Source organism: uncultured Tateyamaria sp., from assembly GCF_947494755.1.
Classification (GTDB): Bacteria; Pseudomonadota; Alphaproteobacteria; order Rhodobacterales; family Rhodobacteraceae; genus Tateyamaria.
The window spans coordinates 41,488-57,323 of sequence record NZ_CANLVZ010000020.1 but is presented as its reverse complement, the minus strand read 5'-3'; the positions used below and the strand labels follow the sequence as shown (position 1 = coordinate 57,323).

Genomic DNA, 15,836 nt, shown 5'->3' with positions numbered 1-15,836 from the left:
CGGTAGATCGTCTCCTGGCAGACGCGCAGCGCAGCACCTTCATGGATCATTCGGTTGCCGATCTGCTCAGGCGTCCAGCCTTGTTGATCCGCGCGATCACCGCCTTGCAAAGCTCTGGGTGACGGATCAGCTTGCGCTGCACCGATCGGCGTTGCAGCGTGCGCTGGTGCGCGGCCATCCCGAAGTAACCAGCGTACTTCTTTGGGACAGCATCATCGGCCCAGAAGTTGCGTTTGATCTCACGGAAGATCGTCGATTTATGGCGCTTGAGAACGCGTGGCATCTCGCCAACAGGGACCTTTGCCAGCCACCAATCTTCGATCCTGCGGCGTTCTTGTAAGCTTAGTTGGCTGTAAACAGCTCCCATGTCGATGCCTCTCGTCAGATAACACATTATTTTCTAACAAGAGTCGCAGTCGCGGGTAGCGCGCACCCCGGTTACATGTAGACCGCTTATAATTGGAATTATGGTATTTACGGTGGGGTGTATCCCCTCAGCATACGTTTATTGTCGATTCACTTTTGCTGGGCATAGTGCGACAGTCCAAGAGAGTGCACTATGGCAAATATTAAGATGACAGATCAAAAACCTGAGCCGCCTCAGGACGCGGATTTTGCAATCATTATTGATTTCAAGAAAGGTGAAGGCTCGCCTACTCGTGTGTTCAGCGCCGCAACAGATCTTATTGAGGCCTTTCAAGCTATTGATAAGGTGCTAGTGCGATCTGTGGACAACAACATCTCACCTGTAATGATGTTAGAAGATGTCGAAGTTGGCTCTCTAAAAATTTGGCTGAGAAACGCCCTGACTTCGACAGATGATCAGGCATTAAAAGATTTGGACTGGAAACCGGCGGTCGGCAAATATCTTGTGCGCGCCAAGTACATGGTCATGTCTTGGATTGACGACGACACGACCCCGCGCAGCTTGCCTGACCTTCGGAAAGACTTGCAAAAACTTGCCAGCGAAACAGACGTTCGCCGCCTGCCGGATTACTCGCCACCTGACCCTTCTGCCCTAGTAGACGCGGCCCAACGCATTCAGACCGCAAAAGATATTTTATCGCCTAGCGACAGGGCGTTCCTGGAGGCGGGTGATCAACGTCTTGAGATAGATATCAATGTGCGTCTTGATCCGGACCAACTGGCGGATATGGCGACGAAAGAAACGATTACTATGCCTCCTGCCCAGATGATCTTGGCTGTTAAAAAGCCTGACTATCTTGGAGCGTCGAAGTGGGATTTTCGTTTGGGTAAGCGCCCGATTTCAGCGCGCATTGAGCACAATGATTTTTTGGCGGAATTCCAAGGTCGCAGGCAGGATGTGAGGCCGGGCGATGCGTTACGGTGCATGGTTTCTGTTGAAATGCGTTATGGTTTTGATAATGAAATGATATCAGAAATATATGTGATAACCGAGGTGATTGAGGTTTTAGAAGACTCATACGATCAAGGAGATTTGTTCGATGGCGACTCTTAAAGATGCAAGAAAACAAGGGCTTGAAGAATTCATCAAGGAACATGAAGCCGATCCCGAAGGCGACCTCGACAAGCTGGACGCGCTGATTAAGCGCCCAACTCAGGGAAGCGGGAAAGCAACTCGCCCAGCATCACCTCAGGCGTCGTCCGACGATTGAATCGGTACTCAAACTCTTTGACATAGGCCTCAAGATATTTAGGTGACACGTTGTTGTGTGTGCCCTTCAATGAGCGCTTGAGGTGCCCAAAGAAGTTCTCGATTGAGTTGGTGGTTTCACCGTTTGGCCCAACATATTCACCTTCGGAATGGTTCACAGTCTTGTGGGTGAAACGATCAACCGGAATGGCCTTGTTGTAGGTGCGCAATTCATCGGTGTGCACCTCTGTGCCATCCACAATGTTGTCGTGGATATGAGGCATCAGAGAGCCGCGTGTCTGGTCTGCCACCACTTTCAGCATCACGTCACCGTCGCGCTCCATCATGCCCATCACAACGGTCTTACGCTTGCGCCAGTCCATGCCAGTTGTCTTGCCGCCAACAAAGGTTTCATCGACTTCTACGACCTTACCAGTGCCGCCCAGAGGGGCTTCACCGTCAACATCTGCCATGTGCTCACGGATCAGCTTTGCCATGCGCCATGCGGTCTTGTACGTCACGCCAAGCTGGCGTTCCAATTCCTTGCCGCTCACGCCATGCTTAGACGTGGTGAACAGAAAGATTGCATAGAACCAAAGCTGCAAAGGTGTGCGGCTCTTTTCAAAGATGCTTCCGACCATCGGGTGAATGTGATGGCCGCACCACTGGCAGGAAAAAGCCTGCTCATTGGTCAAACGATACCATTTCGCCTCACGCTCACATTTAGGGCAGGTATGGCCCTGACCGAAGCGCACGTTGAAGAGATGCTCTAGGCAAGCCTCATCTGTTGGGAACTGCTGGAAGAATTGGCGTACATTGGTCTGTTTCATGCACTATAGATAGGCTTTGGCCTACCGTATGTCAAAGGGATACACCCCTTTACGGTACGGGAGTGATGTCCTAGTCCTCGGTCTACATGACAGCCAAGCTACAGGCCCGCTGCCAAGAGCATACATCGTAGCAACTTCGCGCAAAATATTCCTGACTATTTTAATCAGAAAGTATTGCATCGCCCGCCAAACCCTGTAATTGACTATTTCTGTAAGGTTAATACTCCGGGAACTGGGAGAGCTTCCATGACAACCAAAACGACATTCGTAACGCTGGTCACACTGACAATCACAGCCACCAGCGCTGTGGCTGAAGGCGCGTTGAACCTCTATTCTTCGCGCCACTACGATACAGACGAACGGCTGTATTCCGACTTCACCGAAGCGACTGGAATCACCATCAATCGTATCGAAGGCAAGGCCGACGAACTGATCGAGCGGATGAAGGCCGAGGGTGCGAACTCCCCCGCCGACATCCTGCTGACCGTCGATACATCGCGGCTGGAGCGTGCCAAGGATGCGGGCGTTCTGCAATCCATAGACAGCGACGTGCTCGAGGGGCGTATCCCGGCCAGCCTGCAAGATGCCGACAACCAGTGGTTCGGTTTTTCGCAGCGCGCACGGATTATTTTCTACGACAAGAACGATGTGACCAACCCGCCCCAGACCTATGTTGATCTGGCCGACCCCGCCTATGCGGGTCAGGTGTGCCACCGCTCGTCCTCGAATGTGTATTCCCAAACGCTTCTGGCTGCCGTGATCGAAAACCACGGCGAAGAGGCCGCCAAGACGTGGGCGCAGGGTGTCGTTAGCAACTTTGCCCGCGCGCCTCAGGGCGGTGACACCGATCAACTGCGTGGCCTTGTGTCGGGTGAATGCGATATCTCGGTCTCGAACACCTATTATTTCGCCCGTGCCGTGCGCAAAGAGGTTGATGGTCTGCCTGAGGATGCACGCGCCGATATCGGTTGGATCTTTCCTGCCCAAAACGGTGAAGGGGCGCATATGAACCTGTCGGGTGGCGGAGTTGCAGCCAATGCGCCGAACAAGGATAACGCGATCAAGTTCATGGAGTATCTGGCAAGCGATCAGGCGCAGCAGTATTTCTCGGCCGGTAACGATGAATACCCTGCCGTGCCCGGCGTGGGCCTCAGCCCCTCCGTGGCGAGCCTTGGGCTGTTCCGTCCAGACGCCGTAGATCTGAGCAAAGTGGCAAAAAACGTGCCCGTCGCACAGAAGATCTTTAACGACGTGGGCTGGGAATAATCCACATAACACCATCAGGCGAAAGGCGCGGCGGAAACCCGCGCCTTTTTCTTTTCTGACTGTAATACTCTGGATTGACGTACCTGACTAAAACAGTCAACATATCTACAGTGAGTCTCAGCCACCCGATACTGGAGAGCCCGGACGCCCCGATCTGACAGGAGCTGAGACATGGCCAAGACCCAAAGACGTAACGGCACCACCACACCCAAACGCGGCGAAAGAGACTGGCGCGACGAGGTGTTGCAAGAGGCGATGATGGGGGCGGTGCCCGCGGACCAGTGCCTTGAACACATGCTCATCATCTGGAGCGGACCTCATGAACGCCATGAGCCAAATTCCCGACACCAACACCGCCCCGACCCATCAAACGATCGACACCTATGACGCGCGTGCATTGATCAAGGATGGCGTGCAAGCCTCGATCGTTCTGGACGCGCAGGTCTATTACCTGCGCATCACACACGCTGGAAAGTTGATCCTCACAAAATGACACCTCCGCATCACGCTCGCAGCGGTTCCGCCATCGCCGCCCTGACGAATATGGACGCTTGGGAAACCGACCTGAACCTGCGCCTTTGGTGCGATGGGCCGCATGGTCAGGCCCAAGCCCGCCACGCCTATCACAACCTCCTCCCCGATACGGAAGCGGACCGCGCGTGGTACATGTTCGAAACCCTGGTGATCAAGATCGTCGGGACGGCAAACCACCCCCTCGTCCGTCACGCGCTTGGCTGCAATTGCGTGGGCTCGGACGAGTGCGTCTTTGTGCACCTGATCCGCACCGCCTCTGACGGGCATCTGAATGATGCCGCCCTGATCGCCACAGTGCTGACCGGGGCCGAACATATCGCGATCCTTGCCGGCGAAGTCGGCAGCATCGCGCGCACCTTTCACGCCAAACGCAATTCGCAATCACCCGCCGCCGCACCCAACGTGGTGCGCCTTCACTAAGCCCACTGAACAGATCAACAAGGGACAGCCACCCCTGACTTTAATATTTACGATTGCACTGGGCTCAGTGCTTTTGGCAGCCGCCCCCGCTTTTGCGGACACGGCTGCGGTTCTGGACAATTACGCCGATATTGCATTGGCCAAATACGCCGACAGCCTGACAGCGGGTCAGACACTTCTGGCAGCGGTTAACGATCTGGCTGAAAACCCATCTGCCGAAGCGTCAAAAACCGCCAAGGATGCGTGGCTTGCCGCACGTGTCCCTTATCAGCAAACCGAGGTCTAACGCTTTGGCTATGCCATCGTCGATGACCGGGAGGGCAAGGTGAACGCCCTTGTCGATCAGACCCGGTCCATCGAGCGGGCCGTCAGGCAAGGGGCGTATAGTCCGCAATATGACCAATAAGATAGTGAACCAACCGGCGGTGCTGTGGCAGCACGCGAGAGCCCAACAGAAAATCCATGCTGGCCCTGTCGCCGCGCGCATGGGCCTTGCCCAATTCCACCAGCCACGCTTCGTCAAAGCTGATCTCGAGCGTGCCGGGCGCGTGCAGACGAGGGGATTTCCCCAAAGCCTCGGCCAGACAGCGCATCAATGCCTCGGCGTGCGCCTCTTTGCTGTCAGAGCGCGTGACTTGCAACAACGCGCAGGCTTCGAACAGGTCGGCCCGCGGTTTGGCCCGACATTCCATCGCCTTGAAACGCAGCTGATTAAGATAGTCGAAAGCCTGCGGCGCAAGTGGGGTGGCGGGCCGGGATTTACCAGATACATTCAAACGTAGAGGCACCACGTCACAGGTCCTTCTGTATGAGGCAGGCATGAATCATTCGCCGACGCATATTCCTGAGTATATTTATAAGTTATCAAGCAGATCACAACCGCTAAGCTGGCGCTCGTTGCCATAAGCCTTTCAATTCCAGTGGTCGCATCCGCTGAATTGGCAGATCTGCACCTGCCCGTGATCCCGTGGACCGACGCCGAGGCTGAACGGATCCTCAAGATCATCACCCCAACGACAAACTTCAACAAAGCCGAGCAATTAGAAGGCAATTCAACCGGTTCCGCGACCGTACGGGTCATTGACAGCTCCGATGCGTTCTCATCTCCCTCCGCCAATATCAGCTTCGAAAACCAGCTGGATTTCAAAGTCGGTAACGGCCTTTTCAAAAAGCTGTGGGTGTCTGCGCTCTCGTCCACGTTGGCCTCTGACGGACTTGGCCGGCTGTTCAATGCGCGGTGCTGCCAGCGTTGCCATTTCAAGGACGGGCGCGGGCATCCGCCCGATGGTCCAGACGATTCTGCGACATCCATGTTGATCCGTATTTCGATCCGCGGCGGTGTCGCGCCCCAGGACATCGTCGACTATACCACGAACCAGCCCCGGCCAAACCATGGCGGGCAAATTCAGGACGCTTCGGTGGGGGCATCCCGACCGAGGCCAAAATCGAGATCACATACACGGAAGAGACAATCGCATTGTCAGGTGGTGAAACAGCGACACTGCGCCGTCCGTACTACACACTGACCAACCTTGGTTATGGCGATCTGCACCCCGAAATGATGCTCAGCCCACGCGTTGCGCCACAGATGATCGGCCTGGGCTTGCTTGATGCGATCCCGGCAGCGGATATTCTGGCGGGCGTCGACCCCGATGATGCAGATGGTGACGGCATCGCGGGCCGCGCCCCGATCGTGATGTCGTCGGAGTATAGTGTGCCCAAGTTGGGCCGCTTTGGCTTGAAGGCAGGGCAGCCCTCGATCTGGGAACAGTCCGCCAGCGCCTTTGCGGGTGATGTCGGTATCTCGACCACGCTGCCCCCCGCAGGGTTCGGTGATTGTGCGCAGGCTCAGACCAAGTGCCGCACCGCCCCCAACGACAATACCCCAGACAAGGACAATGTAGAGATCGGGGATATGGGGCCTGAGCTCGTGTCCCTTTATTCTGCCAACCTCGGTGTGCCTGCACGACGGGATGTGAGCGCCCCACAGCTTCTGCGCGGCAAACAGGTGTTCTACGAAACCGGCTGGATTGCCTGCCACACGCCCAAACATGCGACCCACCGGCTGGATGGGCGGCCTATTGGAGTTCCTTGAAAGCCTTTGATGCGTCTGGTCCTGATCTTGCCCTTTTGCGCCCCGCGCGCTTTTGCGGATGTCGACCGCGCGCTCGACACCCATATCCTGCCCGCTCACGCGGAGTTGGTGATCGCAACGCAGGCATTGGCTGACACCGCGCAAACCGACTGCACACCGCAGGCGGCACCGGCAAATAGCGCCATCGCCGATTTCGTTTGACAGCTTCACGGGTCGATGCTCTGCTTTGGTATCGACATCGATTGCATTGGCTCAATGGAAAACCACAGCGCACCCTGTTGCATCAGACGGTTGGACAAGTCCAATCTGGTCTGCTGTTGAAGGTACGGCACAACACGCAAGTGACCTGCGACTGGCAGCGGCATTGACGATACCGGACAAATCCCAAACCTGATTTTCCTGCACCGTCCGACCTCAAGGCGACCAGCCACGCGACACTCCGTTTTCCAGCAATTGGACTGTGGCCCCGCGCCCTGGATGCCCGAAGGCATCAGCCCAGCCACATTCGCATCTCGCACCGGATCAACACATGAACAACACGTATTCCGCCCCCCGTCTGGCTGTCGATATCGGCGGCACCTTTACGGACATCGCCATCGAACATGGCGGCAGGATCGACACGGCCAAAACGCTCACGTCCCATGACGATCCGGTCCGGGGGGTGCTGCAAGGCATCCGCTACGCGCTTGATGAAGCAGGGCTGGCCCCGGCCGAATTCGGATCGATCATTCACGGCACCACACTGGCCACCAATGCGCTGATCGAGCGGCGCGGGGCATCGGTCGCCGTGATCACGACCGAGGGGTTCCGCGACATTCTCGAAATCGGGTATGAGCGCCGCTTTGACCAGTATGACATCAATATCGAAAAACAGGATCTGATCGTGCCCCGCGATATGGTGTTCACCGTGCCCGAACGGGTCGGTATTTCGGGCACGGTGTTGCGCCCGCTCGACCTCGCAGCTGTTGAGGCGCAGATTCTTGAGGCGCGCGATACCGGTGCCGACAGTCTGGCCGTCTGCCTGTTGCACAGCTACACGAACCGCGCCCACGAATTCGCAATCCGGGATGTCGCAGCACGCATCGCACCCGAACTGTCGGTGACTTTATCTTGCGAAGTGTCCCCGGAAATCCGCGAGTTTGACCGGCTTTGTACGACCGTGTGCAACGCCTACATCAAACCCTTGATGGCCGGATATCTGTCCGAACTCAGAACCCGCCTCGAGGCGGCGGGGTTTGATTGCCCGCTGTTCATCATGACCTCGGGCGGCGGGATGACGGACCTGAACACGGCCATCGACTTCCCCATTCGCCTTGTGGAATCCGGCCCCAGTGGGGGTGCGATCATGGCCGCAAAGATCGCGCAGGAACGCGAGATCGACAAGGTTGTCTCCTTCGATATGGGCGGCACCACGGCCAAGATCACCCTGATCGAGGATCAGGTGCCCAAGTCCTCCCGCGCGTTTGAAATCGACCGGACCGAGCGATTTATCAAGGGTAGCGGCATTCCGGTTCGCATCCCCGTCATCGAAATGATCGAAATCGGAGCCGGCGGCGGATCCATCGCGCGCATCGACGGAATGGGCCGTTTGCGCGTCGGCCCCAAAAGCGCGTCCTCCGATCCGGGCCCGGCCTGCTATGGCAAGGGCGGTCAGGATGCGACGGTGACGGATGCGGATGTGTCCATTGGCTATATTGATCCTGCCGCCTTTGCCGAGGGGCGTCTGAACCTGCAACCCGACCTGTCAGACAGCGCAATTGCGGGCGGGATCGGCCAAGCACTGGACTTGTCCGTGACCGAGGCCGCTGACGCCATTTCCCGGACCGTGGACGAGGCGATGGCCAATGCAGCGCGCATGCACGCGGTCGAGCAAGGCAAGGACCTGACCGGCTGCACCATGGTGGCCTTTGGCGGCAACGGCCCCCTGCATGCCACGCGCATCGCCGAGCGGACAGGCGTGCGCACGATCATCGTGCCGCCCAATCCCAGTGTCGGCTCAGCCATCGGCTTCCTCTTTGCGCCGGTGTCCTTTGAAACGGTGCGCACCTTTCCGGCCCAATCCTCGGCGTTTCCGATGGCTGAGGTGAACGCGCTGCTCAACGAGATGTCCGAGCACGCGACCCAAATCGTCAAGGCGGGCGCGCAAGGGCGCGATGTCCATGTGAGGCGCGTCGCATTTGCGCGCTATGCCGGTCAGGGTCAGGAAATCGAGATCGACATTCCACAAGGGCCGGTCGACAACGAGGTCCTAAGGGCGCTGATCGCTGCATTCGAGGTAGAGTATCAACGCCAGTTCAGCCGCATCGTGCCGGGAATGGAGGTGGAATTCATCAACTGGTCCGTGACCGCCTCAAACGATCCGCCGCGCCCGACGCCGGTGGGTGCGACACCCGGCGAAAGCGTACAGGCCAAGCCGACCACCACCCGGCAACTCAAGATCGGACCGAACGCACAGGCCGTCGATGTGCCCGTCTATCAGCGTGCTGCCCTGTCGGCAGGTCAATCGCTCAGCGGCCCCGCCCTGATCACCGAGCCGCAGACAACCACCTATGTCTCGCCCCTGTTTGACATCGAAATCGACGCCGCCCTTAACATCGTAATGCAACGCAATGAGGTCGAGGCAGGCCGCGATGGGCAGGCACGCTCAACCCTCGACATGCAAGTGATGTGGGATCGGTTGCTGGCCGCGGTCGAGGAACAGGGACAGGTCCTGATCCGCACCGCCTTCAGCCCCATTGTGCGGGAATGCGGCGACATCTCGGCAGGCATTTTTGACCCAAGCGGCGATATGTTGGCGCAAGCCGTGACCGGCACGCCGGGCCATATCAACACGATGGCGGAAACCGTCAAACTGATGCTGCCTCATCTGGATGTGACCGCAATGCGCCCGGGCGATGTCTATTGCACCAACGATCCGTGGATCGGGGCCGGGCATCTGAACGACATCGCCTTGGTTGCGCCCATTTTCTTCGGCGGCGCGCTGGTCGCCTTCACCGCCTGCACCTCTCATGTCTATGATCTTGGGGGACGGGGCATGGGCCCGGACGGCACGGACGTCTTTGACGAAGGGCTGTTCATTCCGGTCTGCAAACTGGTGGATTGCGGCGACGTCAACCGACTGGTGGTTGATTTCATCAAGGCCAACTCGCGCTCTCCGATCTCGAACGAGGGAGACATTTACGCGCTGATCGCGTGCTGCGACGTGGCCGCCGACCGTGTGGTCGAGATGATGCAGGAATTTGGCATGCCCAATCTGGATGCGTTGGGCGCGCACATCCTGCATAGCTCGAAAACGGCGACCGAGGCGGCCATTCGCGCCTTGCCCTGCGGCACATATCACAGCGCGCTCGACATCGACGGCTACGATTTCGAGATAAAACTTTGTGCTGCGATGACGATTTTCGATGACAGCATCACCATCGATCTGTCAGGGACCTCCGGGCATTCGGCATTGGGGATCAACTGCCCGATCAACTACACCGCCGCCTATGGTGTCTTTGCCATGCGGTGCCTGATCGGACCCGAAGTGCCAAACAACGCGGCTTCGCTTGCGCCCTTCGTCTTTGTCGCGCCCAAGGACTGCATCCTGAACGCCCAACCCCCAGCCCCCGTGGCCATGCGCCATGCCACCGGTCAAATGGTGGCCGATCTGGTGTTCGGGGCGCTGCATGAGGCGGTGCCGGGGCTGGCCCCCGCCGAAGGGGCCACGTGCCTTTGGGATCTACCGATCCGCAGTGTCCCCTCTGCCGCCCGCGAGGGCAATGCGGCGACCGCTTTTGCCACCGAGTTCACTCATTCCGGAGGCACCGGCGCGCGGCCCACCAAGGACGGGCTTTCGGCCACCGCCTTCCCAAGCGGCGTGTTCGGCACCCAGACTGAAATCGCCGAAAGCACCGCCCCGATCCGCTATCTGCGGCGCGAGTTGATTCCCGACAGCGGGGGGGCCGGCACGTTCCGGGGCGGACTTGGCCAGATCATCGAAATGGAAAGCAGCGAGAACGCGGATATCCTGCTGTTGGCGGGCGTCGAGCGGGTCAAGTTCCCCGCCAATGGCCGCGATGGCGGATTGCAGGGTGCGGCGGGACATATCCAACTCCGCTCTGGCCCTGTGCTGAAGTGCAAGGGCGAACAGACAATCCCGGCGGGTGATCTCTTGTACTGGCGCGCGCCCGGAGGGGCAGGCTATGGCGACCCGTTCAAGCGCGATCCGGTGCTGGTGGCACGGGACGTGCGGCAGGGGCTTGTGACGCGTGACGCTGCCCGCGCCCTGTACGGTGTCGTATTGCGGGATGATGGGTCTGTGAATGCCGACGCCACGCAAAAGCTGCGCAACACTGACCGATAGGCCAAACCACGCGCACCCTGCCCCGACCGGCGATTCAGGCAATCAAAAGCGCCTCGTGCCGTTTGGCGGACAGCCGCGCGGCACAGTAGCTTTGGCGGCCGCCGGTATGGGCAAGTTCGGGAAACAGCTCCAGCAATTCTTTGAACACCTCATCTGCGGCATCGGATGACAGCATATCGCCGGGCTGGAAACTTTCGGTCCAGGCATTGTCAACCAACACGATCTCATGCTGATCGAACATGATGTGGATATAGGTTACTCCTTCGCCTTCCGTATCCACATCAATGCCCGGCTTATGGGTCATATCCTTGGCCTTGACCAAAACCTCGTCCTCGCCCAGCCATAACTGCGTCGCACTGTTTGCAACCAGCATCCGGTGCTGAGGGGACACGTGCATGTCGCGGTCAGGGATGGCCGGGGCCATGCTGTCCTTTTGGATCAGGATGGGCTGCAAATACGGTGCACGCTCCAGCATCCCGGCGGTGACGAATTTGCGACCAATCCAGCGGATTTCCTGCGGGCCATTGTCGCGGGTATCGACCAGATCGCCGACCCGCAGATCCTCGACCGCGACGGGGCCGTCAGGGGTCATCGCCCGACTGCCCGGCGTGAAACAGGGCACCACATTTTCGATATTGGTAAAGGTGGCAGTGGTGTTATCGCTGAAGGTAACGGTGCCATTTTCGGAATTGCCCGGATCAAAGACGACCGTCGCGCCAAAGTCGCCAAGGATCAGCGTGTCGTTGTCGTCGCCCCCTTCGCCGCCATCAATGACATCGCCCGATCCCGCGCGGATCACATCAGCATCATCGCCTGCGTTGATGACATCCGCACCTTCGCCGCCGTCAATCGTGTCCTGGCCCGTGCCCCCTTCGATGGTGTCGGCACCGGTGCCCCCGGTGATCGCATCATTGCCACCTTCACCAAAGATGACATCGTCGCCCGCGCCCCCATCAATGACGTCGTTGCCAACCCCATCGTTTAGGCCGGGGCGCATCAGCGGCGGGTACGAGGCCAGATCAACCGGGGCATTGCCCGTGTCGGGGCCAGAAATCGTCCCGCTGAGCGTGTTGCCCCCATCATTCTCGAAATAGATGATTTCGATCAGATGCTCGCCGGGGGGCAAGGTGATGGTGCCAAACGCGCTCACCGTGGCGTGCAGCCCATCATTGTCGACAACTTCGACGCCGTTGATGAACACCTTGGACCCGTCATCCGACGCGGTCGAGAACGTGTAGGTGCCACCCGTGGTCACAGTCAGGGTGCTGGTGAACTTCAGCGCAAAGTCATCGCCCGTGTCGTAATCAGTCGGGGTGATCGAACTGGCAACGCCGGTGGTGGTCGGTGTCGCGGTATTGTCGCGCCCTCCGTTTGCGGTGAACCCGGCATCGGCCAGGTTTGACGGGGCACCCGTCGGATCGAGGTCGTAATATTCGTATAGCCATGGGTCCGTGCTCGACCCGCCCGACCCATCGGGGTTGGATGGCAGGGCTGCCGTGTCACCATAGATTTCGTCGTTTCCGGCCCCACCCGCAATGGTATCGTCGCCGTCCCCCGCCAGGATGATATCGTCCTGAGACGCCTCGCCCGCAAGGATCGCATCGTTGTTGTCGACACGGTCATCCTCGGGGTCACCGGCATAGCTCGCGTCGATGAGGTCATCGCCTGTCGTGCCTTCGACATAGCCATCCAGGTCCAGATCAACGACATTTTCGATGTTGGAAAAGGCAAGCGTCGAGCCGTCATTGAAGGTAACAATCCCCTGTTCGGTAACAAAGGCAACGTCGGACCCGCCCGCGTCCTGATACTGGATCGAGGCGACATCTCGAACATTGAGCGTATCAATGTCACTGCCATCCAGATCCTCGCCGCCATCGACCGTATCCGAACCATTGGCAAAGATCACATCGTCGCCGGTGCCGCCCGTGATCACATCGCCAAGGCTCGGATCAGCCGAACCCGCTGCACCCCCGGTGGCATCGTCAGCGGCGATAATGACATCATCGCCTGCGTCTCCGGCCAGCGTGTCCGCTCCGGCCCCGCCCGTGATCGTGTCGTCGCCCGATCCGCCACGGATCGAATCCGCACCGTCGCCGCCCTCGATGGAATCATTGCCAAAATCGCCTGACAGCGTGTCATCACCCGCCCCGCCGGCCAGCGTATCCTGACCCGCGCTGGAAAAGATCAGCGTGTCGCCATCCGCCGGTGCCTGATAAAGCTGGAGGATGTCACCCGTCTCGGGATCGAGAAGGACCCAATTGGTATCCGTACGCGATATCGCACTGAAATCCGACCCTGCCGGTATGGTCAGAACCGGAGAAATCGCGCCGCTCGTGTCGATCTGCGCCAGCTCAACCGCAAAAGGAGACTGGTTGTCAAAGGTGACATTGGTAATCGCGCCAACACCACCGGATGCAAAATCGGCCGGATCAATGGCAAGCTGATCGCCAAAGATCACATCATCGCCCGCAGCCCCATCAAGGCTGTCATCGCCCTGATCGCCATGGATCGTGTCGTCGTCGATCTCAAAGGCGGTAAAGTGGACATCCGTGATGTAGGCGACCTGCCCCTCGGTCGATCCGTTTTCGTATACAATCTCAAAACTGGCGGCAGGGCCCGCAATCTCGACAAGGACGGACCCGTTTGCATCCGCCTGACTGTCGTTCCCGGCCCCGCCCGTAGCCGTCTGCCCCGCAATCGTTTCATTGCCCGCCGCCGTCAGCGTGACCGCAACCGGATTGCCCTGTGCATCAAAGGCATTGACGGTGACGATGTCTTGCCACGTGTCGCTGTCCAGATCGTTGATGCGGAAACTGACGGTCTCAAGCGGCACATCAGAGGAGAATGAAACGGTGGCGACATCCGGACCACCATTGCCCCCAAGAACAAGGGCCGAGTTGGTGGCAAAGGGCTCGTCCGTGTTCACGAACTGGCCCGAAGTGTCGATATCCGCCTGGTTCAGCGCACCGTTATCGGTGATCTCGACGGTAATATTGGCAATGCCGGTGTCTTGGGTGAACCCACCCGACACATCCGTTGCGCCGCCTTCTGCTACCCAACTCAGGTTCTCGGCCGCCGAGGTCAGCGTGGCCGGGCCGCCAAGGACAGTATCATCGCCTTCTCCGGCATAGACCGTGTCATTGCCCAGACCCGCCCGGATGTTATCCTGATCACCGATGGTGCCCAGTGTGCCGTCATCGGCGTCCACCTGCTCAAGGTTTTCATCGACAAAGGCACCGTCAATCAGGTCCGCCCCACCGGTGCCTGCAACGATCCCATCCGGGCCGCCATTGACGGTCAGCGTCTCAATCCCGGTAAAGGTGGCCGTTGTGCCATCGTTGAAGGTGATCGTACCGTTTTCGCCGTCGGTCGGGTCAAAGGTGACAAAGGCGACGTCATCAACAATCAGCACATCGTTTGTGTCAGTGCCGGTCTCGCCACCGATGACAACATCGCCGCCATTTGCAAAGATCGTGTCGTTGCCCGCACCGCCATCAAGGGTGTCGGCCCCTTCTCCGCCTGTTAGCTGGTCAAAGCCACTGCCGCCTGAAATGTTGTCATTGCCGGTGCCACCGCTCAACACATCCGCGCCCGCGCCACCGGACAAAACGTCGTTGCCTTCGCCCCCGTCCAGCGTGTCGCGCCCGGCGTCCCCGGAAAGGTCATCATTCCCCGTGCCACCGGTCAACACGTCGGCCCCGGCACCACCGATCAGCGTGTCATTGCCCGACCCGCCATCAATCACATCATTGTTGTCGCCACCATCAAGGACGTCGTTGCCGAACCCACCCGACAGCGTGTCATTCCCGGCCTCGCCAAAAATGGTATCATCATCGGTGGGCACAGCATCAAAATGCACATCGCTGACATACAAAAGCTGCCCGCCAGTCCCGGCATTGGCATAGACAATCTCGATCCGGGCCACCGGGCCCGGGATGCTAACCAGAACGGAGCCTTGCGGATCAGTCGCACCGGTCGAGGTCGGACCGGCTGTGACCGTATTGCCGCTGACGGTGTCATCACCCGCCGGGGTCAGGATGACAGAAACCGGATTTCCATCCGCATCAAAGGCGTTGATGGTCAGAACATCCTGCCAGCCTCCACGATCAACATCCTGCAAACGAAATGATACATTCTCGACCGTGTCAGCCAGGCCGGACCCGCCGACCGCCGAAAAGTCGAGCTCGGTCGTCCACGCCGTTCCGTTGCCATTGCCACGCAGGCCAAGGCCCGAGTTTGGATCAAAGGGCTCGCCCGTATCGACGTAATGGGCGTTCTGTTCGACGGTAGCCGTCGTCCCGACACCCCCATTGTTGAAGCTGACGGCGACGTTGATGCCACCCGTATCCTGGGTAAAGCCGGTGGCAATACTGTCGCCATCGACGCCCTGATCGGTCCAGTCCAGAAACAGGTCGGTATTGGTAAGGGTAGAAGAGCCGCCATCAACGACATCATTCCCGCCGCCGGCATTGATCGTGTCATTGCCCGCGCCGCCTGTGATGTCATCAGCATCTGCCGTGCCGGTTAGGGTGTTGTCTGACCCGTCACCGTTGATTGTTGCCATTGCTCGTTGCCTTCGTCGTACCCAAACCACTCGTCCCGGCGGCTTTTTGGTAGGCCCTCCTTTGACCTCGAATTTGGGCATGGGCGCGGCGCGGTGATGACTTATGAAAGATTTATGAAAAAATTTGTCTCATTTTTCTCTATTTCAGCAGCGTAACAGCGGCTCAA

The 15,836-nt window shown here is 58.7% G+C and carries 12 protein-coding genes and 1 pseudogene; 9 read left to right on the top strand and 4 right to left on the bottom strand.

Annotation, left to right across the window (positions count from 1 at the left end; all coding sequences use genetic code 11):
* Positions 1 to 46: 46 nt before the first annotated feature.
* On the bottom strand, positions 47 to 367 hold the full coding sequence (locus tag Q0908_RS18710; RefSeq protein ID WP_299288270.1) for a helix-turn-helix domain-containing protein: 321 nt from the start codon (positions 365 to 367) through the stop codon (positions 47 to 49).
* Between the two features lie 192 nt (positions 368 to 559).
* On the opposite strand from Q0908_RS18710, the gene Q0908_RS18705 reads away from it, so the two are divergent.
* Positions 560 to 1,480 carry a hypothetical protein gene (locus tag Q0908_RS18705; protein WP_299288267.1) on the top strand — a complete coding sequence of 307 codons (921 nt, stop codon included), beginning with the start codon at positions 560 to 562 and terminating at the stop codon, positions 1,478 to 1,480.
* 86 nt (positions 1,481 to 1,566) lie between these two features.
* Here the strand turns inward: Q0908_RS18705 and Q0908_RS18700 are convergent, their stop codons facing one another.
* On the bottom strand, positions 1,567 to 2,445 hold the full coding sequence (locus Q0908_RS18700) for an IS1595 family transposase (RefSeq protein ID WP_299288264.1): 879 nt from the start codon (positions 2,443 to 2,445) through the stop codon (positions 1,567 to 1,569).
* Between the two features lie 246 nt (positions 2,446 to 2,691).
* On the opposite strand from Q0908_RS18700, the gene Q0908_RS18695 reads away from it, so the two are divergent.
* From Q0908_RS18695 to Q0908_RS18680, 4 genes and pseudogenes are all read left to right on the top strand, one after another.
* Positions 2,692 to 3,711, top strand: coding sequence for an extracellular solute-binding protein (locus Q0908_RS18695; RefSeq protein WP_299288261.1), 1,020 nt, complete (start codon positions 2,692 to 2,694; stop codon positions 3,709 to 3,711).
* Between the two features lie 328 nt (positions 3,712 to 4,039).
* Positions 4,040 to 4,204 (top strand): hemin uptake protein HemP, encoded by a 165-nt coding sequence (gene hemP, locus Q0908_RS18690; protein ID WP_299288273.1) that lies wholly within the window; start codon positions 4,040 to 4,042, stop codon positions 4,202 to 4,204.
* A complete protein-coding gene (locus Q0908_RS18685; RefSeq protein WP_299288258.1) occupies positions 4,201 to 4,665 on the top strand; it encodes a hypothetical protein in 465 nt (154 codons plus the stop codon). The genes hemP and Q0908_RS18685 overlap by 4 nt, the downstream gene beginning before the upstream one ends.
* Positions 4,666 to 4,699: 34 nt before the next feature.
* Positions 4,700 to 4,948 (top strand): annotated as a pseudogene (locus Q0908_RS18680) (imelysin family protein); the annotation flags it as partial.
* A gap of 85 nt (positions 4,949 to 5,033) precedes the next feature.
* Here the strand turns inward: Q0908_RS18680 and Q0908_RS18675 are convergent.
* A complete protein-coding gene (locus Q0908_RS18675) occupies positions 5,034 to 5,456 on the bottom strand; it encodes a hypothetical protein (RefSeq protein ID WP_299288255.1) in 423 nt (140 codons plus the stop codon).
* Positions 5,457 to 5,603: 147 nt separating this feature from the next.
* On the opposite strand from Q0908_RS18675, the gene Q0908_RS18670 reads away from it, so the two are divergent.
* The 4 genes from Q0908_RS18670 to Q0908_RS18655 all read left to right on the top strand — a co-directional run bounded on the left by Q0908_RS18670 (position 5,604) and on the right by Q0908_RS18655 (position 11,105).
* Positions 5,604 to 6,191 carry a di-heme oxidoredictase family protein gene (locus tag Q0908_RS18670; protein WP_299288252.1) on the top strand — a complete coding sequence of 196 codons (588 nt, stop codon included), beginning with the start codon at positions 5,604 to 5,606 and terminating at the stop codon, positions 6,189 to 6,191.
* Positions 6,143 to 6,760: a di-heme oxidoredictase family protein gene (locus tag Q0908_RS18665; protein WP_299288249.1), complete on the top strand. Its 618-nt coding sequence runs from the start codon at positions 6,143 to 6,145 to the stop codon at positions 6,758 to 6,760. The genes Q0908_RS18670 and Q0908_RS18665 overlap by 49 nt, the downstream gene beginning before the upstream one ends.
* Positions 6,761 to 6,769: 9 nt before the next feature.
* The gene (locus tag Q0908_RS18660) at positions 6,770 to 6,961 is read left to right on the top strand and encodes a hypothetical protein (RefSeq protein ID WP_299288246.1); all 192 of its coding nucleotides are present in this window, start codon (positions 6,770 to 6,772) and stop codon (positions 6,959 to 6,961) included.
* A gap of 328 nt (positions 6,962 to 7,289) precedes the next feature.
* The gene (locus Q0908_RS18655; RefSeq protein WP_299288243.1) at positions 7,290 to 11,105 is read left to right on the top strand and encodes a hydantoinase B/oxoprolinase family protein; all 3,816 of its coding nucleotides are present in this window, start codon (positions 7,290 to 7,292) and stop codon (positions 11,103 to 11,105) included.
* A gap of 34 nt (positions 11,106 to 11,139) precedes the next feature.
* Here the strand turns inward: Q0908_RS18655 and Q0908_RS18650 are convergent, their stop codons facing one another.
* A complete protein-coding gene (locus Q0908_RS18650; RefSeq protein ID WP_299288240.1) occupies positions 11,140 to 15,669 on the bottom strand; it encodes a Hint domain-containing protein in 4,530 nt (1,509 codons plus the stop codon).
* Positions 15,670 to 15,836 lie beyond the last annotated feature (167 nt).

Bases quoted from the DNA above. Each gene is read 5' to 3' on its own strand.
- Q0908_RS18655 (WP_299288243.1), top strand. From the start codon at position 7,290: ATGAACAACACGTATTCCGCCCCCCGTCTGGCTGTCGATATCGGCGGC.
- Q0908_RS18650 (WP_299288240.1), bottom strand. From the start codon at position 15,669: ATGGCAACAATCAACGGTGACGGGTCAGACAACACCCTAACCGGCACG.
- Q0908_RS18685 (WP_299288258.1), top strand. From the start codon at position 4,201: ATGACACCTCCGCATCACGCTCGCAGCGGTTCCGCCATCGCCGCCCTG.
- Q0908_RS18660 (WP_299288246.1), top strand. From the start codon at position 6,770: ATGCGTCTGGTCCTGATCTTGCCCTTTTGCGCCCCGCGCGCTTTTGCG.
- Q0908_RS18695 (WP_299288261.1), top strand. From the start codon at position 2,692: ATGACAACCAAAACGACATTCGTAACGCTGGTCACACTGACAATCACA.
- hemP (WP_299288273.1), top strand. From the start codon at position 4,040: ATGAGCCAAATTCCCGACACCAACACCGCCCCGACCCATCAAACGATC.
- Q0908_RS18700 (WP_299288264.1), bottom strand. From the start codon at position 2,445: ATGAAACAGACCAATGTACGCCAATTCTTCCAGCAGTTCCCAACAGAT.
- Q0908_RS18705 (WP_299288267.1), top strand. From the start codon at position 560: ATGGCAAATATTAAGATGACAGATCAAAAACCTGAGCCGCCTCAGGAC.
- Q0908_RS18710 (WP_299288270.1), bottom strand. From the start codon at position 367: ATGGGAGCTGTTTACAGCCAACTAAGCTTACAAGAACGCCGCAGGATC.